This is a genomic window from Ruminococcus sp. RTP21484sp1_RTP21277st1_D2_RTP21277_210401 (assembly GCF_040924225.1).
In the GTDB taxonomy this organism is placed as follows: domain Bacteria; phylum Bacillota; class Clostridia; order Lachnospirales; family Lachnospiraceae; genus Blautia_A; species Blautia_A faecis.
The window spans coordinates 122,032-137,116 of sequence record NZ_JBCOMJ010000003.1; the positions used below are offsets into that span (position 1 = coordinate 122,032).

Consider the following 15,085-nt stretch of genomic DNA (forward strand, 5'->3'; position numbering starts at 1 on the left):
CCTTGAAAGCAATTTTTCAACTATTTATTTTCCCTCTTTTAATATCAAACAATTCTTTTAGGATAACTTTTTTAATGTCAAATATTCCGTTTTCCCAAACATCCATCTCTCCGTATTCATTAAATCCAGATGTGCGGATTTCTCCATTATCCATGCAGTTAATACATTTCAAAATATCACAGTGTCCAGTTCTTGCTCCCCATAACCTAACAGAATCTAATACAATTTCAGAGTATGTGGTTATAATCAAATCTTCATTTGCTTTAAAATACGTATCACATAATTTCAAAATTTTTTCAGATAGTTTATAAGGATGTAATGTGCTTTGTTCTGGAAAATACTTTACATGTTCATAATTCCCTGCAAGATATAAACTTCCATTTCGTTGACCTGTAACAATGATTATTTCCATTATGTCACCTCTTTAAAACTCTCATTTTATGTCATTCAAAAACGTTAAGTCTAGATTTTTAATTTCTGCATTAAATCCATTTTCACATCTTTGTATTGAAACATTCTGTTCAATAGTTTCCCATAACTTTTTATTTTTGCGTATTGTTTCCTTTGATGGACGAAATATTGAGTTATATTCTATGTATATTGAGTTATTCATCTTTACCCCAGTAAGTCTTTACAAATCCCTGTTCTGGATCTCTATAACTTCTACCTTCACATTCTTCATAAGCTCTGTTATAGGATGCCGAAACAAGTTTTAATGGGAATTTCAATTTATCAATATCTTTATCATCGCATCCAATACAAATTCCTTTACATCTATTTGATTGTTTACATGTATTTCCATATTTTATGATTTCTTCCATTGTTTTTGGATAATGCCCACATTCATACGAATAATCCATACCCTCACAACCATTCCAATATGCCAGAATCCCATATAGATCTGCTTCATTTTCTGTCCCATGAAAAACATGTCCATAATCATAGTATGTATCTTTGATAAATCCGCCACCAAATTCCTTTGGAATAAGTATCTTGTAGCGATCTCCTTTAGTGAGATTACTTCTCTTTGTAGTTCTATCTGCTCTTAACCAACTAAAGCTTCCCATTATTCTGCCTCCGCTCATTTTATACTATTGTAATCATTAATCAATTTTCTTGTATACTCGATCATGGAAATAATTTTAAGATTTCCCTTAGCCAGATTCTCATTAAGCCATGCGTGAAAATTATTTTCTTTTATACTTAGTATTTGTAGGTAAAATATTTTTAATTTCTCTTCTGTGAAAACAGCACCATCAAAAGTACGTTTATAATAATTTTCCATTCTTAATTCTTAATACCTCCATCATTTTACTGGTTCAATGACAATTTTGTTTGCGACATATCTTCTCTCTCCCGGTTTAATATTCCAGTTTTCATCAAATATACCATCAAGTATCTGCTGTTGAAAATAATATTTACACATGCCAGCGTATCCTAAATGTGGTGTTGTTAAAAGTATTTCATCTCCGTACTGGACATTATATGACAAAGCCTCAATGTTTTCCATGTTCTTAGCTTCGTATTCATCAATCTCGTCCTGGATAGCATCATAATCAACTGTGCCATATCCAATACGATTTCCGTCTTCGTTCTCATAAAGCTGATAAAAAAGCCCTTCAACATCAGCTTTTTCTATTTCTTCACTTAGCTCTCTAAAATTGTCTCCATCTATGCAACATTCAAATCTGCCTTCCCAGGGATGATCTACAAAGAATCCGAGCTGAACACCAACCCCATCATGTGGAGCATTTGGATTATATCTTTCATCCTCACTTGTAACAATCATCACATATTTTTTATTATTATTTCGCTTGTCAACCATAATCACACCTCCGAATCAAAAATTTCTTTTATCTGGTCCTCTGTTAATACCCCATCAAATAGTTCCCTTGCTGTCCAGTTCTTAGAACTACGTCCTGTGTAGAAATCTGCATATTTAATACAATTACATGCCAATTGAATAAGTTGATCTCCATCGGATCTTTCCGATGTTGTGTTACTTTTCAAATAGCCAATTACCTTATCAAGCCGGTCTATTTTACTTACCTCACTCATCTTTGTATTTGAAAAACTTCTCTTTCTGATCATATATTCGTTCCTGGATATCACTTATACCTTTAATTAAATTTTCATATTTATCATCCAGAAATTCTTGTGCTTTTGATGCAACCAGCTCATCAATAGAATCCTCAATTCTCTTTGCAACTACTGAAAAGTCCAATTCAATTCCGCCAACTTCAAATTTTACCGGATATGTTCCATCTTTCTCGCTTTTAGCCATTTTTAAAATTTTATCATTATCTCCATTAATCGCGGCGCAAATTAACCAAAGTTCCATATCGCCATGTTTAGGTTTATAATTCATCATATTTATCACTCCTTATGCAATCTTTTTTAATACGTGTCTAATACTCACTTCCGTTCTTCCCATCTCTGCAGCAATTTCTTTTGTATTTAATCCACGGTGCTTCATATGTTTTATCCTAACAATTTCATTGTCCGTAAACCTTTGCCCATGACGTTTTGTTTTATATCTCGCTTGCTCAAATTCAACCCAACGTGGTTCTGGAAGAATGGAACATAAATCATAACCAGACCAATTGATTATACTTCGGTGAGTATCTGCCCATTTCCAAAATTGCTCTGGATCTATCTGATATCTTGTACGGTTTGGTTCTTTTACCTTGATTGCAGGAAGATTGAATTTTTCCACCCATCTTTTTACTGCTCTCTCATTCGTACTAAAGCATCTTCCAAGTACTCTAGCGCTCAGATACCCATCATAATATGTATTGATTCCCATTCTAGCAGCTTTCTTCCGAACAGATTCAACTGTTCGATTGAGAGCTTTTGCAGTTCGCTTGTTAGGCTGTCGCAAATAATATTTATTCATATATTTCTCTTCTTCAGCTGTCCAATATCTTTTGTCCATTTCAGCCTCCACAAAACATGTATTTTATCAGTCAATATTGATACATATAATTCCATTTTCAATTCCAAAACTACTCACAATATAATCTGCAAACTCGCTACTATACATGGCTTCTGCAAATGTTCCTCTAAATACTTCTTTTTCTTCTTGAACATTCCATATGATTACTTCTTCATCATGTTCTATATATAAACTACATAAATCAAATACTGTAATTTCTGCCATTTCGCTTACCTCCAGACTTTGGGTATTAACATTTGTAACCATCAATTGGAACTACATAAACATATATTCCATTCTTATCTTCATTAATCCAATACTGAATATCACGAACTAAGAATTTATAATATTGTATACATTTCTTTCCTGTTTTTGGATTTGTCTCATTAAAACTAATTTGAATGGTTTCGCCTATTCTCGGAAGAAACGGCGTTTCACATTTTTTAATTAAACAATCACAGTTATCATAATCATAATATTGACCTGTTCCACTTTTTACTTTTATTTCGTATTTATAATTCATTTTCGCACCTCCGATAAAAAGTTGATTTCATATTAATCTTCTACATATATACACAAATCTTCATACCAATTTGTTCCAAAGCTCACCACATTGTACTTAGAATATAATTCCATGGCTTTTTTAACAGATCCTGAAAATATTTCCTTTCTATTGTATATTTTTACTGTTCCAAAAGAACCATTTTGTAATGAAAGCAAATCTCCAACTGTCGTTCCCATTTTTGCTACCTCCGTAAAAACTCGATTTTATCTTTCTGAAATATATTTCTGGATATAATCATCTGCTTCTTTTTCTGTCAGCATTTCTGTTGTTGAAGCACTGCCATCTGTCATTTCTTCAAAAATGCATTCTGCAATAATCTGGTCAGAATAATCACCATAAATTTCTTTTAATTCTTCAATAGAATCGTAATATCCAGAAATGTTGCATTCTTTTTCATGTTCTGTATAATCATCGAGATCGACCAAAGCAGTTTTTACTGTATATGATTTATCCGGATACCCAGGATCTCCCTTACAGGTATCCAACCATACTTTTTCTATGAAACTATATGTTCCATCTGAATTTATCTTACAATATTGACTGCTATCTGAATCTGTACAAACCCATTCTTCTCTCATTTAATCACCTTTTTCAAATTACATCCCATAACATTTTCATATCTGGATGGCTATAACCAATGTAAGCAAGTGCCTGGTTAATTCCTTGGGCATAGCCTTGTTTCTGATCTGCAAACCGCATCTGCACCTCAGAAATATTTGTTCGCTTAAAAACATCTTGCGCTTCTCTTCCGTTCCTAATTCCTTCCCACATAAGTTTGTGACATTTTTGTTTTTCCAATTCAGTCATACTTTAATTACCTCACCATTCATATGTTTTAAATCCATTCTCAATCGGACCATCGGAATCAAGACAGATCCAATCTACTCCACATCCAATTGCAAAAGCAATTATTGTTTCAATATCTTCCGGAAGATTCATTTCTTCATAATCAAAATCATCTGGCACATAAACAAAATATCCACCAGTTTTTTCATACACACATAATCCCTCAGTCGGTTCTTTTACTTGCCCTATTAACCATTTGTCTGTTTCTTTTGAAATATGCGCTGTACTCAGTGTCCACATTTTTGCAATTTCCATTGTTAACCCTCCTTTAATCCAAGTTTTGCAAAGAAATCGTCAACCATCTTATCTGATTCTTCTGCTTTTCTCTTTTCTTTTTCAAGTGCATTGTAAATGTCTTTAATTACGTCATTTTGATATCTGTAATCCAGTGACTCTGAATTTCCATTGTCAGAAAAGTGTGTTTCATACAAGGGTATGCAGCTTCTTCCAATCCGAACGCATTCTACATTATTCCAATAACCACATCGTGTATAATCAATTTCAAATCCTACTTTCTGAAGCTTTTTCATAAAAGTGTCATTTACTTTCCGGTCCTTTTTTAAATACTCAATTGTCTCTTTCATCTATATCTTCTCCTTTCAAATAATTCCGTTCTCACGAAATTCATTTACCAATCCATATCGTTTTGCCTTTGTACTAAAAAACTCCTGCCATTGGAGTAATTCCGACCAGGAGTAATTGTTGTTTCCAAAATCCGACTGCCAATCTGCAGCCAGATCACGTATTTTATTTTTCGCTTGCTGATATTTAGTCATCGCTATCACGCTCCAAGTATCTATTAATCTTCTCATATAGCTGGTCGCAAAGAGAAAGAATTCCATAGGTTCCATTATCATCGTCATCGTCATAAACCTCATCTGAAGCCTGTGCTGCTAAATCTGCAACTCTGGATAATAAATCTTTCATTTCTTCTGTTACAAACAAATCGTCCATAGGAAATCTATATTCTTTAAAAAACTGCTCCTTATCATCGTACCCTTCCATAAAATCATTAATATCAGGAGTTTGCCAATCAACATAATTAAATAAATCTTCTGCAATATTTTCATGCCCATTGCATTCTTTTATAAAGTCGTTTGTTGTATAACACCGACCCATAACGCTATCAATTTCATAACTTTTGACAATACTCTTATTAACTTGGATATCAACTAAAGAAAGATCAGAAATATAACAAATATCATCTCCAATAATGCCAGGAAGAAATTTCCCTTTATAGATTAGACAATCCTGACCTTCTGTGAATTCAAATATATCTTCTAATTTCACACCAGTTTTTAATTCTTTCCGCAATTCATCTCTCGTCATAATAACCTCCAAATAATCACTGTGTAATATAAACAACTTTCCCAGATTTTAATTGAATAAAATTGTCATTTACAAAAAGGTCTTCTTCTAATTTTTCAAAATTAAAATATTCTTCGTTTTCTTTACTTACAAGTCCCAATGAATATGCTGTTTCTATAGCAGCAGTACTATAATCTTCATATACCGCATTAATACTTTGAATCTCATTTCCGTATTCATCTAATAATTCGCAACATTCTTCGTCAGACAAATCATAGTCATCCTGAATTTCTCCAATAATACTATTTTTTAATGCTGTTTTCTGATTAATATATTTTTTATATAAATCACTAAACATATAATTACCTCCAATCAAATACGACTTTTATTTCTACATAAACATTAGATATTCTTCATATGTAACTTCTGGAATTATATTCATTAAAAATTTTATTAACTCTTCTCCATTATATTTGGATGTTGCATAATCAATAATATTTTCTAATACATCCCAGTTCCAATGTGTATCAATTACTCCTGGAAATTCTTCCTTTATATAATCTAGTAATCCATCTTTATCAATTGATTTATTTGTTGATTTGCTGTTTTGTGATATAACTCTGAATGCCCTTGCTTCTCCAGGATGTTCTGTTTCAAATCTACCATTTCTAAATAATCGTTGCATATGTCTATGTACGACTGATGTACTACTAAGCCCAACTCCCTTTCCGATTTCTCTTATTGTTGGAGCGTAACCATGCTCATCTATGTAAGACTTACAAAAATCATATATTTTTTCTGTTGTTTTATAATATTTCATATCTCACACCTCCAGACTATCTAATCTGCCATAATTCATAATCTTCAAGCAGCTCTTTCAAATTTGTATTCTCTGTATATTATTCTACTCCAATCATTCACTTTATATTATAATTTATTTATACCAATAATCTTTATCTGTTTTAGAATCAGCACTTTCAACACAGTATTCTGTACCATTCACAATTATATATTCTCTAATGAGGTTTTCTAACTCATCTCCATCATCGTCAACTGCATCTTCAAATTGTTCAATATTAAATACTTCTCTTGTTTCTGTGTTTACCTTACAGCTGCTAAGTAATTCGAAACCACCATCCCAAACTGAAATAAATGTTGCGTCCTTAACCATATTATCCTCCTTTCAAATCATCGTTTCTTTAACTGTGTAGCCACCCATCTTTTTGCACTTATAAGCGACTTACATTCAACTAGTTCTGTAAATTCTGTAAAGCCTCCATAATCAACTTCTACTCCAAAATAATCACCCATATCATTAATCCAACAATATTTTCCGTATTTTGGATGATTAATTTCTGAATACCACTGAGTTGGATTTCCATCTTCATCATCACATTCATGAACTATATTCCAATTTAATTTTGACATTTTTATACCTCCGTTGAAAATCTTGTTTTATTTTTTATAATTTCAGACTCTATAATTTCAATTTTGTAGTTTGGATTGAAATATAGAAATTTTGAAACTAAATCATGAATTGCTTGTGACTCAGAACACGAAACAACTTCTTCTACATTTTCATTAATTGGTGTATACTTACCTGTTCTATATTTTATTCTTACATTCACATTATTCATTTTACCTTATCTCCTTATAATTCCAGTTAATATATACACCACAACAAGGACATCGATCAATTCCTTTTGGCAATGAAAACTGAATAAACTGCTTGTCTTCGTCCATAAGCTTATTAGGGTATGATTTTGCAATACTCTCACATAATTGACAGCTATATTTGATATATTCTACTTCACCTTCAGTCTCATAGTGATGCTCAACCGGACGTAAGCTAACTTTTTGCTTGGATACAGTCTTTGCTCCTTTTACATGAAATAAAACACTAGATTTAATTAATGCCATATTTTTTACCTCATTCTATTTAAAATTTATTGATTTATATTCGGTTATACTTGCCTTTATTGCCTCTTTTTCACTCATTCCACATACTTCGATTTTCCACCATTTCCAAGCGGTCCGATTATCTTCTTGATTTGTCCTGTTTAGATATTCTTCATAATTTTCAAACATAACAAACTCCTTTATTCGTAAAGCTCTTTATAATCATCACATAGGTCCACAATTGTTTCTGCTAAAGAATCCGCTAAATTAATTCCGTTTACAAAATAACCATCAATTAATTCATCATTGCATCCGTCTTTATTACTGTATAATTTTACAATATGTGCCCAACGTCCGCCCTCGTCTGCATCAATTTCAAACTGAATTGTCATATATACTTCTTTATTAAATATATTATATACCTCTATTTCACTTGAAAAATTTGAAGGCATGTTGCCTAATCCGTCCCACAAATCCGGATTATGCTCCTTTATAAATTTATCTGCTATTTCTCTTGCAAATTCTTTTGTCATAGTCCCACCTCACTTTCTTTTACAAAATTCTTGTTTTATTTATCTTTATATTTCAGTGGGTATTTCTTAAAATTTAAATATTCCGAATTATAAATGCATGGTATGTATTCTCTAAAATCATCATAATACCACGCTTTCCATAATTTAGTTCCTGTTTTTGAAAATTCACGCACAGCCTCTTTAAACGAGTCATATAAACCCATATTATATACTTCCATATTTTCTTTTGTGAGGTCTAATATTTTCTTTGGGACACGTTTTGCAAAATCTGTTTCATCAAAAGTCATATTTTCACCTCCAGGAATCTCTCAACAAATCATAATTGATCCTTTGCTTTATTCGTAATTTCTCTTCGTATATTTCACATAGCTCATCATACAGATCATTATATTCTTCCTTATATGCTTTAACTGTATCCCAGTAATAAGAAAGAGCAGCCTCATCGTGCTGCCCTATGTGCATATAACTCATTATCATACCGGTGTTTACTGGTATCTCAGGAAGAAACGCAATAATTTCATTTGTGTGTTTATCTTTTCTGAATAACACCTGCATCAATATCACCAACCTTTTCAAATCTCATGCTCTTATCTCACTTAGCACATAAAATCCATCTTCTCGGCAAAATTCCTCAATGCTTTTTCTTTATATTCTTCATTATGTACAAGATCAATCACTCCTGGAACACCAGATATTCCGTTTCTTTTCGCTTCTAACCACATGTAAACATTTTCCTCAACATCATAATTGTTGTATAAATCCCAAAATTCCTTACTAAGACTTTTCGCTAAATCTTCCTCTGTATCAGGAGTTTCGATTGTAATATAAAAACACCAATCTTCACATTGAGGGTTATCTCCATCCACAAGCAATTCTATTTCTTCATTTTTATTCTCACTAATCTTAAATAAAAAATCAGTTCCTTTAGATAGTTTTTCTAAGCTATTAACTATCTGATCAATCGTCATCATAACTTTAATCTTCCTTCCAAACAAAATTGCTATTTTATTTCCATAAGCAGCTTTCCGATTTCCTTTGCTTCACCAATAGCACAAATTGCAGTTGCCTTACTGTCCTCGGTTCCATTCTTTCTTGTAAAGTGATTTACCATATAAACTTTATCCGGCATTACTTTACCATCTACTGTATAGTGACCAATCTCTACAGCTTTATCACCAATCTTTCCAAGATCCTGTATTTTTGTGTAAACAAATTCCTTTGCCATAATTTCTACCTCCATTTAAAATATCTCTTTTATTTGTCTATACTGTTTTTCTTTCCATTGCTAGAAATATGAGTATTAACTTCAATAGTAGCAACCTCTCCATCTTTAAGATTTGAAAACATAGTTATTTCTTCTTTTTCATGACCTAATATTTTTGTGATTTTTACAACTCCGTTTTCATTATATATTTTAAAATTCATACTTTATTTACCTCAAAATTTTAAGTCAAATTAATTTTCACCCATCTCTTATCCCAAGCAAGAGAACCACATTTTGCTAAATCTATGTCGCAAATCCTAAACTATCCGGCTGCCTTGGTGGATTTTCAAAATGTGCGATTGACCACCGTTCATCCAACCATTCTTCTGTCTGTTTGACTATCATTCGTTGTGTTCTTCTCATTTTAATTACCTCTCGTGATTTCTTTCATACATTTATCCAAGTAATCATCAAATTCTGTATCTGTAAATTCAAAGAACATTTGTTTTACAGCATCTTTATCCTTACTTCTCTTATAAATATTAAAAATATCTTGTGAGAAACCTGAGATTTCATTATCTACATTTGATAACAAATCAGCCAAAATTGTGTCTGAATCAATAATTATACCTTCAGGAGTACTGGTATTTAACAACTCTACTTGCCTAATCTTTTCTCTTGTCGTCATAATCAGCACACCTCCTCGTATTTTGTACAAACCGTGTACACTGTTCTCTTCAAGATTTTATATCGAGTTACATCGTATTTCTCTTCTGACAGCTCATGCAAACGTTTCATCAATCTCTCTTCACATAACATTTTGTTAAGTGTAGCTTTTCCGCTTGGCACATATCCAGATCCATATCTAAATATGTATGCCTGATATTCTTCGTCTTCTTCGTAAGAATCAAATTCTGTAAATCCATCAAGATTTACACCGGACTGATTGAGCCAGTTAAATTCATTATCAAAATCTTCAAGAATATCATCTACACTATAATCGTCATCGTCTATGTAAGTGTGACCTGCTGCATCTTTTAAAATTCCCTTGTCAATATCACAAAATGCTAATACCTTCATTTTACGCACCTCCATCACTTTAAAATTACGGTTCAATAATTTTCATATAATTTCCATTGGCAACAGCTACGAATTTACAATTATTTTCTTCTTTACTTGTACAAATAATTGCAACACTACCATCTGTCCAACAATCAATAGTCATCGCGTACATAATAATTTCTCTTGCCATAATTTCGGAATAATAATTTTTTAACCGAACTAAAAGTTCTGTATAACTCAAATTCCTTCTTGTTACTAAATCTGTTTTTCCCTCATGCGCTTCTTGAAATGTCATTTTTCTTCCTCCTACCGCAGTTCAAGTCCCATATTATAAACCATCTCTTTTGCTGTTTCCTTTGTTACGTCTCTATGAGCTAGTTTTTTGTCATCTTCGTCTAAATATGCTGTCGTCACATTGAAATCTAAATCAGATTCTAATAGATATTCAATAAACTCTTTATTTTGTGTTGTGATCACAGGTGGGTTGTCAGATTTAAGATCTTCTATAAGGATTTTAAATTCTGTATAGTGAGCCTCTTTACCTGGATAGCAAACAACATCTGAATACTCATCAATATCTGGCAACATTTCTTTAATATACTTTCTAATTGCTTCTGGCTTTCCTAAGAGTAAAAGCATATTTTTTACCTCCATCAAATCTACATTTTATTTTGAAGTTACTGCCACAATTACTGCTTCACAATAAGACTTAATTTCTCCTAACATTTTCGTTGCACTCGAATAATCAGTAAAGCTGATTGTTTTCTTTCTAATATCATTCATCCACCGAACTACAATGTTTTCTGCGCTATCCTTCTTCTCTTTTTCTTGCTTTAAATCAACTTTTAATGTTATATCTGATAGATTTGTTGAGAACAATAAAAACTCAGGATTCCCACTCAAACAATTTTCTAAATCATTAAACTGTTTATCAGTTACGTTAATCGTATAAGTCATTTCTGCCATTTTTCAGTTTCCTTTCTGTATAACAGTTTTGATACAGTTCTCAATCTGGTCATTCTCACTTAAGTTACAGTCATAAATTCTTTGAAACAATATAACAACTTCTTCAGCTTCTTCCCAACTGATGTCATAACCCCAATCATCTGCACGATTCAATACATCATCAACTTTACCTTCGAAAACTTTTTTCTTATAAAACATATAGCCTAATGAAACGAACCCTTTCATTCCGGTCAAACCATGTCTATAGTTAGTTGTTTCCATCCACTTATTAAGTTCATCCAACTCCATTACTAAATCTTTTTTTGTCTTGCCAAGTTTGTTTAATAACTCATCAAGAGTAATATCTAATGTTTTTTCCATTTCTCTTACCGCCTTTCAGTCAAAGATTTAAGTCAATATCATATTCTAAATCGTAATATTTCCATCCATTTTTTTCACAAACATAGTTAATTAATGTAAGTGGTATTCTTCCATGTTTTCCATATAAATCTGTTTCATCTTCTTCGCAAAGATATTTATGAGCTTTCAATAACTCCTCTTCTACGTCATCAAACGATGTTCCACTTTTTACCATCAATATAAATTGATCAATTGTATCTTCACCGTCATAGAAAAAATCTAATCTTACAAGAATTTTTATCATGTTCTCTTATCTCCATTTTTTTGTACTAAAAAAAGACAACTGGTACTATGTACTTCCCAGTTGCCTTATAATTTATGCTGCATAATATGTTCCATCTTCCAGGAACTCCCATTCGTTTATGTTACAAGATTCTTCAACTTCTTCTTCATCAGGTTCGTACAAATATTTATAACCTGTTTCTTCCCAATCTAAACAGTATTTCCTAATTACCCTCTTGACATAAGTTTCCATTTTGCCTAGTAAGTCTAAATTAATATTCCTAAAATGTGACATCTCATATGTAAAATCGGACTCAAGATCAATTTGACTAACATAGCAATATGCATAATTCCTTCTGTTAACAGGTAATTTTACATCGCCACAATATTCAGAATAAAACTTTGCAGTTTTAAATTCCTTTGGTGAAAAGAAATTCTCAAAAGCTTTGTAGTAATCTCCGCATAAATGATTTTGTACCATATTTACTAAATCCATAAAGCATAAATCACCATAGACATTTACTCCGTCACCCTGGCAATATGATAAGCTCCATTCAACTTTAAGTTTACTGTTTGGAAATAAATTCTCCAAATCTTGGTTAATTAGAAAGGTTAGTTCTTCTGATCTTACTGGATCATCAACATACCAACTCCGAACTTTTGCTTTCGCTTCATCAGATAGTTCAGAATACTGATAAACATTGAATTTTTTAATTATCTCTCTCATCGTAAAACCTCCCTTTTATCGATCCTCTACTGGCACAATTATATTGATATTTGCAAGAATTTGTAAAATGTTCCAAGGTTCTCCTCTAAATTCTTTATCAACTTCAATGAATCGCTCTACAAGTTCACTTATTGGAATAGTTTTTTTACTTTCCATCATTTTTTTCTCGTAATATAAATCATCATCTTCTTTATAAGTCCTATGTGATGACAAATAATCACACATTTCTTCTATTGTCATTTTATGTACCTCCTTTTACCGGCTCCATTCTCCAACTTTATTTCCATTGATATCAATTAAAACGCCTGACTCACAACCATACTCAAGTTTATCAATGACTTCTTTTAAAATTCTGGAAATTTCTTCTGCCTCACAGTATTTGTCATAAGCCTTATCATCATTATACTCATCGTGAAAAGCTGCATTACCTGTATCAATTGTAAGTTTAAACATATTTTTATCCTCCTTTAATCAAAAATTCCTCTTAATGTTTTCATTTCTTCATTGTAATCTTGGCCAGCAGTATACTCAATTTCACCTCTCTTAAAGTTATATGCAAGTCTTCTGAGAATTCCACAAGGCTCAACATAATTTTTTCCTTTATTCATAATTCTTGTTCTCCGATTTCCCCTAGCTGTTTTTGCTACAAATTCACGACATAAGCAAAACACTTCATAACTTGTATCTTCATCTAAATCTTTCCATTTCTGCCAACCGTCCTCTTCGCCAGTATATCTTCCTGTCAGTGCGTCATAGCAGCTAATTTCTTTTGCATCTTTAATATCTTTTAACATATTAAGTCCTCCATCTTTTCTCGACAGTATCATATAAAGCTCCATTTGCATCCTGATAATCAACATCTTTTGAATATGTAAACTTGTAACATTTATGTCCATTCAGATACACTGTACTTTTATTTCCATTTTCCATTGCGTATCTCTCTCTGAATCCGGCAGTATTGTATGCTTCAACCGTATCTGGTTTTCTAAATCTTTTAACCATACAACTCACGCTCTCTTTCATCATTTAATTTTAATCTTAGTTTGCCTTGAACACATCCATAAAGCCAACCATCCAGGTACTCAATGCTATAGCAATACTGGATATATGAATCACTATCCTCTGGATAAAACACATAAAAGCCTTTACCACAATTTTCTTTCTCAATACGAACTGTTCCAAAATTATGTACGAAAGCTTTTAGGTTACTTTTAATTAGATTTCTCTCTCTTTCAGTCATGCCACCACCTCTAATTTATTCCACCACAACTTTCCACCACCTGGAAGATTGTAAAATAAAAGGAATGAATTTATATGCCGCATTGTTGTAGCACTATATCCATCCCATAACTTTTCAAAATTTCCATTATGTATTCTAGCAACCAATGTTGAATAACTTATCAGACATATATCTCCATTATCGTGTTCAATTACTTTTGCCTTTCCATAAAAACTTTTTCGTGTTCGATCCATTACAGGTAAATCAAATACTTTCATGTCGTACCTCCATCACTCATCCGTATTCCAGCGTTTGCACCGAACACTACTTTTATTAAATTCATGTCCTGGTTTTGCAACCGGAATACGCTTTGCCTTGTTAATTTCTTTCTGTTTCTTTTTCGGTAACTTTTTAAATTCCTCAGTTGCCATATTTTCTAATTTAGTCATCGTTTTCTCCCTCTCCCTCATAAAATACCATTGGGAAACTGTCTATTTTTAAATGCATCTTTTCAATCCACAGATGCGCCAGTTCTGATTTTTTAAAACCTCTTTTGATTTTAAGATTTCCTTCATCATCGATCCACTCTACTCTATACATTAAAATACCTCCGTAGATTATAATTTTTACCTAAAATTATTTTGCAGATAAATGTAGCTTCCACATCTTACCTTGTCTGCATCTTTATCCCAGTATCCTAACTTAACCATTCCCTTTACAGATCCAGTTCTGTGAATTGATGCTCCTTTATCAGAAAAACGTTTTCCTGTTTTTGCTTCATACTCTTTTGGACTATGATAATATGCCATTTCCATTGCTCCTTTCACTAAAACTCATACATTAGTAATAGCCACTCTTCTTCTGTCAAAACATCAGCCTCATCAGATATGAGAGCATTTAATATGTTTTCATGCTTTTCACAGAACTCTTTTACAACATCTTCTCTAATATCATTATAAGAAAAGAACAGTTCTTTCTGCTCACTTTTTCCAAACAATAATTCCTGACATTCTGGACAATACCCAGTTTTCAAAAATTCCCTTACTGTTGGACTTGTGTTTGGAAGTACATTCTGGATTAACCTTCCGTATGTAATATATTTTTTATATTGATCATATTCAACCTCTGTCAATTTGACAAAATGTGTTTTACCGCACATTGGGCATTCTTTTTTTACAATTTTTGAATATTCCATTTTTC

Annotated in this window: 46 protein-coding genes; all 46 read right to left on the reverse strand. The window is 32.2% G+C overall.

Going from position 1 to position 15,085, the window contains the following annotated elements; all coding sequences use genetic code 11:
* Positions 1 to 16: 16 nt before the first annotated feature.
* The 46 genes from AB5706_RS03150 to AB5706_RS03375 all read right to left on the reverse strand — a co-directional run bounded on the left by AB5706_RS03150 (position 17) and on the right by AB5706_RS03375 (position 15,080).
* Positions 17 to 412 (reverse strand): hypothetical protein, encoded by a 396-nt coding sequence (locus AB5706_RS03150; RefSeq protein WP_368365814.1) that lies wholly within the window; start codon positions 410 to 412, stop codon positions 17 to 19.
* Between the two features lie 193 nt (positions 413 to 605).
* Entirely contained in the window at positions 606 to 1,067 is a 462-nt protein-coding gene (locus AB5706_RS03155) for a hypothetical protein (protein ID WP_368365815.1), read from the reverse strand.
* A 239-nt stretch (positions 1,068 to 1,306) separates the two neighbouring features.
* Positions 1,307 to 1,825 (reverse strand): hypothetical protein, encoded by a 519-nt coding sequence (locus AB5706_RS03160; RefSeq protein WP_313720761.1) that lies wholly within the window; start codon positions 1,823 to 1,825, stop codon positions 1,307 to 1,309.
* Between the two features lie 2 nt (positions 1,826 to 1,827).
* Positions 1,828 to 2,091 (reverse strand): hypothetical protein, encoded by a 264-nt coding sequence (locus AB5706_RS03165; RefSeq protein WP_368365816.1) that lies wholly within the window; start codon positions 2,089 to 2,091, stop codon positions 1,828 to 1,830.
* Positions 2,051 to 2,371, reverse strand: a complete 321-nt coding sequence (locus AB5706_RS03170; RefSeq protein WP_368365817.1) for a hypothetical protein — start codon at positions 2,369 to 2,371, stop codon at positions 2,051 to 2,053. Before AB5706_RS03170 ends, AB5706_RS03165 begins: the two co-directional genes overlap by 41 nt.
* 12 nt (positions 2,372 to 2,383) lie before the next feature.
* Positions 2,384 to 2,935 carry a hypothetical protein gene (locus AB5706_RS03175; RefSeq protein ID WP_368365818.1) on the reverse strand — a complete coding sequence of 184 codons (552 nt, stop codon included), beginning with the start codon at positions 2,933 to 2,935 and terminating at the stop codon, positions 2,384 to 2,386.
* Positions 2,936 to 2,962: 27 nt separating this feature from the next.
* On the reverse strand, positions 2,963 to 3,160 hold the full coding sequence (locus tag AB5706_RS03180) for a hypothetical protein (RefSeq protein WP_368365819.1): 198 nt from the start codon (positions 3,158 to 3,160) through the stop codon (positions 2,963 to 2,965).
* A 25-nt stretch (positions 3,161 to 3,185) separates the two neighbouring features.
* Positions 3,186 to 3,458 carry a hypothetical protein gene (locus AB5706_RS03185; protein ID WP_368365820.1) on the reverse strand — a complete coding sequence of 91 codons (273 nt, stop codon included), beginning with the start codon at positions 3,456 to 3,458 and terminating at the stop codon, positions 3,186 to 3,188.
* A gap of 32 nt (positions 3,459 to 3,490) precedes the next feature.
* Complete coding sequence (locus AB5706_RS03190; protein WP_313720752.1) at positions 3,491 to 3,676, reverse strand: hypothetical protein; 186 nt, start codon at positions 3,674 to 3,676, stop codon at positions 3,491 to 3,493.
* A 27-nt stretch (positions 3,677 to 3,703) separates the two neighbouring features.
* A complete protein-coding gene (locus tag AB5706_RS03195; RefSeq protein ID WP_368365821.1) occupies positions 3,704 to 4,078 on the reverse strand; it encodes a hypothetical protein in 375 nt (124 codons plus the stop codon).
* A gap of 13 nt (positions 4,079 to 4,091) precedes the next feature.
* The gene (locus AB5706_RS03200) at positions 4,092 to 4,307 is read right to left on the reverse strand and encodes a hypothetical protein (protein WP_368365822.1); all 216 of its coding nucleotides are present in this window, start codon (positions 4,305 to 4,307) and stop codon (positions 4,092 to 4,094) included.
* 12 nt (positions 4,308 to 4,319) lie between these two features.
* Complete coding sequence (locus tag AB5706_RS03205; protein ID WP_368365823.1) at positions 4,320 to 4,601, reverse strand: DUF5983 family protein; 282 nt, start codon at positions 4,599 to 4,601, stop codon at positions 4,320 to 4,322.
* A gap of 2 nt (positions 4,602 to 4,603) precedes the next feature.
* Positions 4,604 to 4,930, reverse strand: coding sequence for a hypothetical protein (locus AB5706_RS03210; RefSeq protein WP_368365824.1), 327 nt, complete (start codon positions 4,928 to 4,930; stop codon positions 4,604 to 4,606).
* Positions 4,931 to 4,945: 15 nt separating this feature from the next.
* Positions 4,946 to 5,122, reverse strand: coding sequence for a hypothetical protein (locus AB5706_RS03215; protein WP_368365825.1), 177 nt, complete (start codon positions 5,120 to 5,122; stop codon positions 4,946 to 4,948).
* Positions 5,115 to 5,675 (reverse strand): hypothetical protein, encoded by a 561-nt coding sequence (locus AB5706_RS03220; RefSeq protein ID WP_368365826.1) that lies wholly within the window; start codon positions 5,673 to 5,675, stop codon positions 5,115 to 5,117. Before AB5706_RS03220 ends, AB5706_RS03215 begins: the two co-directional genes overlap by 8 nt.
* Positions 5,676 to 5,691: 16 nt before the next feature.
* Positions 5,692 to 6,012 (reverse strand): hypothetical protein, encoded by a 321-nt coding sequence (locus tag AB5706_RS03225; RefSeq protein ID WP_368365827.1) that lies wholly within the window; start codon positions 6,010 to 6,012, stop codon positions 5,692 to 5,694.
* Between the two features lie 33 nt (positions 6,013 to 6,045).
* Positions 6,046 to 6,474, reverse strand: coding sequence for a LexA family protein (locus AB5706_RS03230; RefSeq protein ID WP_368365828.1), 429 nt, complete (start codon positions 6,472 to 6,474; stop codon positions 6,046 to 6,048).
* Positions 6,475 to 6,588: 114 nt separating this feature from the next.
* The gene (locus tag AB5706_RS03235) at positions 6,589 to 6,825 is read right to left on the reverse strand and encodes a hypothetical protein (protein WP_118584142.1); all 237 of its coding nucleotides are present in this window, start codon (positions 6,823 to 6,825) and stop codon (positions 6,589 to 6,591) included.
* Positions 6,826 to 6,842: 17 nt separating this feature from the next.
* Positions 6,843 to 7,082: a hypothetical protein gene (locus AB5706_RS03240; RefSeq protein ID WP_368365829.1), complete on the reverse strand. Its 240-nt coding sequence runs from the start codon at positions 7,080 to 7,082 to the stop codon at positions 6,843 to 6,845.
* A gap of 2 nt (positions 7,083 to 7,084) precedes the next feature.
* Positions 7,085 to 7,291, reverse strand: a complete 207-nt coding sequence (locus tag AB5706_RS03245) for a hypothetical protein (RefSeq protein WP_368365830.1) — start codon at positions 7,289 to 7,291, stop codon at positions 7,085 to 7,087.
* Position 7,292: 1 nt separating this feature from the next.
* Entirely contained in the window at positions 7,293 to 7,574 is a 282-nt protein-coding gene (locus tag AB5706_RS03250) for a hypothetical protein (RefSeq protein WP_368365831.1), read from the reverse strand.
* Positions 7,575 to 7,589: 15 nt separating this feature from the next.
* Positions 7,590 to 7,742, reverse strand: a complete 153-nt coding sequence (locus AB5706_RS03255; RefSeq protein ID WP_368365832.1) for a hypothetical protein — start codon at positions 7,740 to 7,742, stop codon at positions 7,590 to 7,592.
* An 11-nt stretch (positions 7,743 to 7,753) separates the two neighbouring features.
* The gene (locus AB5706_RS03260; RefSeq protein WP_368365833.1) at positions 7,754 to 8,086 is read right to left on the reverse strand and encodes a hypothetical protein; all 333 of its coding nucleotides are present in this window, start codon (positions 8,084 to 8,086) and stop codon (positions 7,754 to 7,756) included.
* Between the two features lie 35 nt (positions 8,087 to 8,121).
* Positions 8,122 to 8,373: a hypothetical protein gene (locus AB5706_RS03265; protein WP_368365834.1), complete on the reverse strand. Its 252-nt coding sequence runs from the start codon at positions 8,371 to 8,373 to the stop codon at positions 8,122 to 8,124.
* Positions 8,374 to 8,377: 4 nt separating this feature from the next.
* Entirely contained in the window at positions 8,378 to 8,662 is a 285-nt protein-coding gene (locus AB5706_RS03270; RefSeq protein WP_368365835.1) for a hypothetical protein, read from the reverse strand.
* Between the two features lie 20 nt (positions 8,663 to 8,682).
* Positions 8,683 to 9,057 carry a hypothetical protein gene (locus tag AB5706_RS03275; protein ID WP_368365836.1) on the reverse strand — a complete coding sequence of 125 codons (375 nt, stop codon included), beginning with the start codon at positions 9,055 to 9,057 and terminating at the stop codon, positions 8,683 to 8,685.
* Positions 9,058 to 9,086: 29 nt separating this feature from the next.
* Complete coding sequence (locus AB5706_RS03280; RefSeq protein WP_368365837.1) at positions 9,087 to 9,311, reverse strand: hypothetical protein; 225 nt, start codon at positions 9,309 to 9,311, stop codon at positions 9,087 to 9,089.
* 29 nt (positions 9,312 to 9,340) lie between these two features.
* Positions 9,341 to 9,511 (reverse strand): hypothetical protein, encoded by a 171-nt coding sequence (locus tag AB5706_RS03285; RefSeq protein ID WP_368365838.1) that lies wholly within the window; start codon positions 9,509 to 9,511, stop codon positions 9,341 to 9,343.
* 203 nt (positions 9,512 to 9,714) lie between these two features.
* Positions 9,715 to 9,978 carry a hypothetical protein gene (locus AB5706_RS03290; protein ID WP_118584132.1) on the reverse strand — a complete coding sequence of 88 codons (264 nt, stop codon included), beginning with the start codon at positions 9,976 to 9,978 and terminating at the stop codon, positions 9,715 to 9,717.
* A 2-nt stretch (positions 9,979 to 9,980) separates the two neighbouring features.
* A complete protein-coding gene (locus tag AB5706_RS03295; protein ID WP_368365839.1) occupies positions 9,981 to 10,370 on the reverse strand; it encodes a hypothetical protein in 390 nt (129 codons plus the stop codon).
* A 25-nt stretch (positions 10,371 to 10,395) separates the two neighbouring features.
* On the reverse strand, positions 10,396 to 10,647 hold the full coding sequence (locus AB5706_RS03300) for a hypothetical protein (RefSeq protein WP_368365840.1): 252 nt from the start codon (positions 10,645 to 10,647) through the stop codon (positions 10,396 to 10,398).
* An 11-nt stretch (positions 10,648 to 10,658) separates the two neighbouring features.
* Positions 10,659 to 10,991, reverse strand: a complete 333-nt coding sequence (locus AB5706_RS03305; protein WP_368365841.1) for a hypothetical protein — start codon at positions 10,989 to 10,991, stop codon at positions 10,659 to 10,661.
* Positions 10,992 to 11,018: 27 nt separating this feature from the next.
* Positions 11,019 to 11,318 (reverse strand): hypothetical protein, encoded by a 300-nt coding sequence (locus tag AB5706_RS03310; protein ID WP_368365842.1) that lies wholly within the window; start codon positions 11,316 to 11,318, stop codon positions 11,019 to 11,021.
* 3 nt (positions 11,319 to 11,321) lie between these two features.
* Positions 11,322 to 11,678, reverse strand: a complete 357-nt coding sequence (locus AB5706_RS03315; protein WP_368365843.1) for a hypothetical protein — start codon at positions 11,676 to 11,678, stop codon at positions 11,322 to 11,324.
* Between the two features lie 19 nt (positions 11,679 to 11,697).
* A complete protein-coding gene (locus AB5706_RS03320) occupies positions 11,698 to 11,961 on the reverse strand; it encodes a hypothetical protein (protein WP_368365844.1) in 264 nt (87 codons plus the stop codon).
* 72 nt (positions 11,962 to 12,033) lie between these two features.
* Positions 12,034 to 12,666 carry a hypothetical protein gene (locus tag AB5706_RS03325; protein WP_368365845.1) on the reverse strand — a complete coding sequence of 211 codons (633 nt, stop codon included), beginning with the start codon at positions 12,664 to 12,666 and terminating at the stop codon, positions 12,034 to 12,036.
* 15 nt (positions 12,667 to 12,681) lie between these two features.
* Entirely contained in the window at positions 12,682 to 12,906 is a 225-nt protein-coding gene (locus tag AB5706_RS03330) for a hypothetical protein (protein ID WP_368365846.1), read from the reverse strand.
* A gap of 15 nt (positions 12,907 to 12,921) precedes the next feature.
* Entirely contained in the window at positions 12,922 to 13,119 is a 198-nt protein-coding gene (locus AB5706_RS03335) for a hypothetical protein (RefSeq protein WP_368365847.1), read from the reverse strand.
* 14 nt (positions 13,120 to 13,133) lie between these two features.
* Positions 13,134 to 13,460, reverse strand: a complete 327-nt coding sequence (locus AB5706_RS03340; RefSeq protein WP_368365848.1) for a hypothetical protein — start codon at positions 13,458 to 13,460, stop codon at positions 13,134 to 13,136.
* Between the two features lies 1 nt (position 13,461).
* Positions 13,462 to 13,668 (reverse strand): hypothetical protein, encoded by a 207-nt coding sequence (locus AB5706_RS03345; protein ID WP_368365849.1) that lies wholly within the window; start codon positions 13,666 to 13,668, stop codon positions 13,462 to 13,464.
* Positions 13,661 to 13,906, reverse strand: coding sequence for a hypothetical protein (locus tag AB5706_RS03350; RefSeq protein WP_173769199.1), 246 nt, complete (start codon positions 13,904 to 13,906; stop codon positions 13,661 to 13,663). The genes AB5706_RS03345 and AB5706_RS03350 overlap by 8 nt, the downstream gene beginning before the upstream one ends.
* Positions 13,903 to 14,163, reverse strand: a complete 261-nt coding sequence (locus tag AB5706_RS03355; protein WP_368365850.1) for a DUF8033 domain-containing protein — start codon at positions 14,161 to 14,163, stop codon at positions 13,903 to 13,905. Before AB5706_RS03355 ends, AB5706_RS03350 begins: the two co-directional genes overlap by 4 nt.
* A gap of 12 nt (positions 14,164 to 14,175) precedes the next feature.
* A complete protein-coding gene (locus AB5706_RS03360; RefSeq protein WP_368365851.1) occupies positions 14,176 to 14,334 on the reverse strand; it encodes a hypothetical protein in 159 nt (52 codons plus the stop codon).
* Positions 14,327 to 14,485: a hypothetical protein gene (locus AB5706_RS03365; protein ID WP_173769202.1), complete on the reverse strand. Its 159-nt coding sequence runs from the start codon at positions 14,483 to 14,485 to the stop codon at positions 14,327 to 14,329. The genes AB5706_RS03360 and AB5706_RS03365 overlap by 8 nt, the downstream gene beginning before the upstream one ends.
* A gap of 26 nt (positions 14,486 to 14,511) precedes the next feature.
* Entirely contained in the window at positions 14,512 to 14,694 is a 183-nt protein-coding gene (locus tag AB5706_RS03370) for a hypothetical protein (protein WP_173769204.1), read from the reverse strand.
* Between the two features lie 17 nt (positions 14,695 to 14,711).
* Positions 14,712 to 15,080 carry a hypothetical protein gene (locus tag AB5706_RS03375; protein ID WP_368365852.1) on the reverse strand — a complete coding sequence of 123 codons (369 nt, stop codon included), beginning with the start codon at positions 15,078 to 15,080 and terminating at the stop codon, positions 14,712 to 14,714.
* Between the last annotated feature and the right edge of the window lie 5 nt (positions 15,081 to 15,085).

What these genes read in the sequence shown, in the direction of transcription:
- AB5706_RS03150 (WP_368365814.1), bottom strand. Translation starts at nt 412, where the DNA reads ATGGAAATAATCATTGTTACAGGTCAACGAAATGGAAGTTTATATCTT.
- AB5706_RS03155 (WP_368365815.1), bottom strand. Translation starts at nt 1,067, where the DNA reads ATGGGAAGCTTTAGTTGGTTAAGAGCAGATAGAACTACAAAGAGAAGT.
- AB5706_RS03160 (WP_313720761.1), bottom strand. Translation starts at nt 1,825, where the DNA reads ATGGTTGACAAGCGAAATAATAATAAAAAATATGTGATGATTGTTACA.
- AB5706_RS03165 (WP_368365816.1), bottom strand. Translation starts at nt 2,091, where the DNA reads ATGATCAGAAAGAGAAGTTTTTCAAATACAAAGATGAGTGAGGTAAGT.
- AB5706_RS03170 (WP_368365817.1), bottom strand. Translation starts at nt 2,371, where the DNA reads ATGATGAATTATAAACCTAAACATGGCGATATGGAACTTTGGTTAATT.
- AB5706_RS03175 (WP_368365818.1), bottom strand. Translation starts at nt 2,935, where the DNA reads ATGGACAAAAGATATTGGACAGCTGAAGAAGAGAAATATATGAATAAA.
- AB5706_RS03180 (WP_368365819.1), bottom strand. Translation starts at nt 3,160, where the DNA reads ATGGCAGAAATTACAGTATTTGATTTATGTAGTTTATATATAGAACAT.
- AB5706_RS03185 (WP_368365820.1), bottom strand. Translation starts at nt 3,458, where the DNA reads ATGAATTATAAATACGAAATAAAAGTAAAAAGTGGAACAGGTCAATAT.
- AB5706_RS03190 (WP_313720752.1), bottom strand. Translation starts at nt 3,676, where the DNA reads ATGGGAACGACAGTTGGAGATTTGCTTTCATTACAAAATGGTTCTTTT.
- AB5706_RS03195 (WP_368365821.1), bottom strand. Translation starts at nt 4,078, where the DNA reads ATGAGAGAAGAATGGGTTTGTACAGATTCAGATAGCAGTCAATATTGT.
- AB5706_RS03200 (WP_368365822.1), bottom strand. Translation starts at nt 4,307, where the DNA reads ATGACTGAATTGGAAAAACAAAAATGTCACAAACTTATGTGGGAAGGA.
- AB5706_RS03205 (WP_368365823.1), bottom strand. Translation starts at nt 4,601, where the DNA reads ATGGAAATTGCAAAAATGTGGACACTGAGTACAGCGCATATTTCAAAA.
- AB5706_RS03210 (WP_368365824.1), bottom strand. Translation starts at nt 4,930, where the DNA reads ATGAAAGAGACAATTGAGTATTTAAAAAAGGACCGGAAAGTAAATGAC.
- AB5706_RS03215 (WP_368365825.1), bottom strand. Translation starts at nt 5,122, where the DNA reads ATGACTAAATATCAGCAAGCGAAAAATAAAATACGTGATCTGGCTGCA.
- AB5706_RS03220 (WP_368365826.1), bottom strand. Translation starts at nt 5,675, where the DNA reads ATGACGAGAGATGAATTGCGGAAAGAATTAAAAACTGGTGTGAAATTA.
- AB5706_RS03225 (WP_368365827.1), bottom strand. Translation starts at nt 6,012, where the DNA reads ATGTTTAGTGATTTATATAAAAAATATATTAATCAGAAAACAGCATTA.
- AB5706_RS03230 (WP_368365828.1), bottom strand. Translation starts at nt 6,474, where the DNA reads ATGAAATATTATAAAACAACAGAAAAAATATATGATTTTTGTAAGTCT.
- AB5706_RS03235 (WP_118584142.1), bottom strand. Translation starts at nt 6,825, where the DNA reads ATGGTTAAGGACGCAACATTTATTTCAGTTTGGGATGGTGGTTTCGAA.
- AB5706_RS03240 (WP_368365829.1), bottom strand. Translation starts at nt 7,082, where the DNA reads ATGTCAAAATTAAATTGGAATATAGTTCATGAATGTGATGATGAAGAT.
- AB5706_RS03245 (WP_368365830.1), bottom strand. Translation starts at nt 7,291, where the DNA reads ATGAATAATGTGAATGTAAGAATAAAATATAGAACAGGTAAGTATACA.
- AB5706_RS03250 (WP_368365831.1), bottom strand. Translation starts at nt 7,574, where the DNA reads ATGGCATTAATTAAATCTAGTGTTTTATTTCATGTAAAAGGAGCAAAG.
- AB5706_RS03255 (WP_368365832.1), bottom strand. Translation starts at nt 7,742, where the DNA reads ATGTTTGAAAATTATGAAGAATATCTAAACAGGACAAATCAAGAAGAT.
- AB5706_RS03260 (WP_368365833.1), bottom strand. Translation starts at nt 8,086, where the DNA reads ATGACAAAAGAATTTGCAAGAGAAATAGCAGATAAATTTATAAAGGAG.
- AB5706_RS03265 (WP_368365834.1), bottom strand. Translation starts at nt 8,373, where the DNA reads ATGACTTTTGATGAAACAGATTTTGCAAAACGTGTCCCAAAGAAAATA.
- AB5706_RS03275 (WP_368365836.1), bottom strand. Translation starts at nt 9,057, where the DNA reads ATGATGACGATTGATCAGATAGTTAATAGCTTAGAAAAACTATCTAAA.
- AB5706_RS03280 (WP_368365837.1), bottom strand. Translation starts at nt 9,311, where the DNA reads ATGGCAAAGGAATTTGTTTACACAAAAATACAGGATCTTGGAAAGATT.
- AB5706_RS03285 (WP_368365838.1), bottom strand. Translation starts at nt 9,511, where the DNA reads ATGAATTTTAAAATATATAATGAAAACGGAGTTGTAAAAATCACAAAA.
- AB5706_RS03290 (WP_118584132.1), bottom strand. Translation starts at nt 9,978, where the DNA reads ATGACGACAAGAGAAAAGATTAGGCAAGTAGAGTTGTTAAATACCAGT.
- AB5706_RS03295 (WP_368365839.1), bottom strand. Translation starts at nt 10,370, where the DNA reads ATGAAGGTATTAGCATTTTGTGATATTGACAAGGGAATTTTAAAAGAT.
- AB5706_RS03300 (WP_368365840.1), bottom strand. Translation starts at nt 10,647, where the DNA reads ATGACATTTCAAGAAGCGCATGAGGGAAAAACAGATTTAGTAACAAGA.
- AB5706_RS03305 (WP_368365841.1), bottom strand. Translation starts at nt 10,991, where the DNA reads ATGCTTTTACTCTTAGGAAAGCCAGAAGCAATTAGAAAGTATATTAAA.
- AB5706_RS03310 (WP_368365842.1), bottom strand. Translation starts at nt 11,318, where the DNA reads ATGGCAGAAATGACTTATACGATTAACGTAACTGATAAACAGTTTAAT.
- AB5706_RS03315 (WP_368365843.1), bottom strand. Translation starts at nt 11,678, where the DNA reads ATGGAAAAAACATTAGATATTACTCTTGATGAGTTATTAAACAAACTT.
- AB5706_RS03320 (WP_368365844.1), bottom strand. Translation starts at nt 11,961, where the DNA reads ATGATAAAAATTCTTGTAAGATTAGATTTTTTCTATGACGGTGAAGAT.
- AB5706_RS03325 (WP_368365845.1), bottom strand. Translation starts at nt 12,666, where the DNA reads ATGAGAGAGATAATTAAAAAATTCAATGTTTATCAGTATTCTGAACTA.
- AB5706_RS03330 (WP_368365846.1), bottom strand. Translation starts at nt 12,906, where the DNA reads ATGACAATAGAAGAAATGTGTGATTATTTGTCATCACATAGGACTTAT.
- AB5706_RS03335 (WP_368365847.1), bottom strand. Translation starts at nt 13,119, where the DNA reads ATGTTTAAACTTACAATTGATACAGGTAATGCAGCTTTTCACGATGAG.
- AB5706_RS03340 (WP_368365848.1), bottom strand. Translation starts at nt 13,460, where the DNA reads ATGTTAAAAGATATTAAAGATGCAAAAGAAATTAGCTGCTATGACGCA.
- AB5706_RS03345 (WP_368365849.1), bottom strand. Translation starts at nt 13,668, where the DNA reads ATGGTTAAAAGATTTAGAAAACCAGATACGGTTGAAGCATACAATACT.
- AB5706_RS03350 (WP_173769199.1), bottom strand. Translation starts at nt 13,906, where the DNA reads ATGACTGAAAGAGAGAGAAATCTAATTAAAAGTAACCTAAAAGCTTTC.
- AB5706_RS03355 (WP_368365850.1), bottom strand. Translation starts at nt 14,163, where the DNA reads ATGAAAGTATTTGATTTACCTGTAATGGATCGAACACGAAAAAGTTTT.
- AB5706_RS03360 (WP_368365851.1), bottom strand. Translation starts at nt 14,334, where the DNA reads ATGACTAAATTAGAAAATATGGCAACTGAGGAATTTAAAAAGTTACCG.
- AB5706_RS03365 (WP_173769202.1), bottom strand. Translation starts at nt 14,485, where the DNA reads ATGTATAGAGTAGAGTGGATCGATGATGAAGGAAATCTTAAAATCAAA.
- AB5706_RS03370 (WP_173769204.1), bottom strand. Translation starts at nt 14,694, where the DNA reads ATGGCATATTATCATAGTCCAAAAGAGTATGAAGCAAAAACAGGAAAA.
- AB5706_RS03375 (WP_368365852.1), bottom strand. Translation starts at nt 15,080, where the DNA reads ATGGAATATTCAAAAATTGTAAAAAAAGAATGCCCAATGTGCGGTAAA.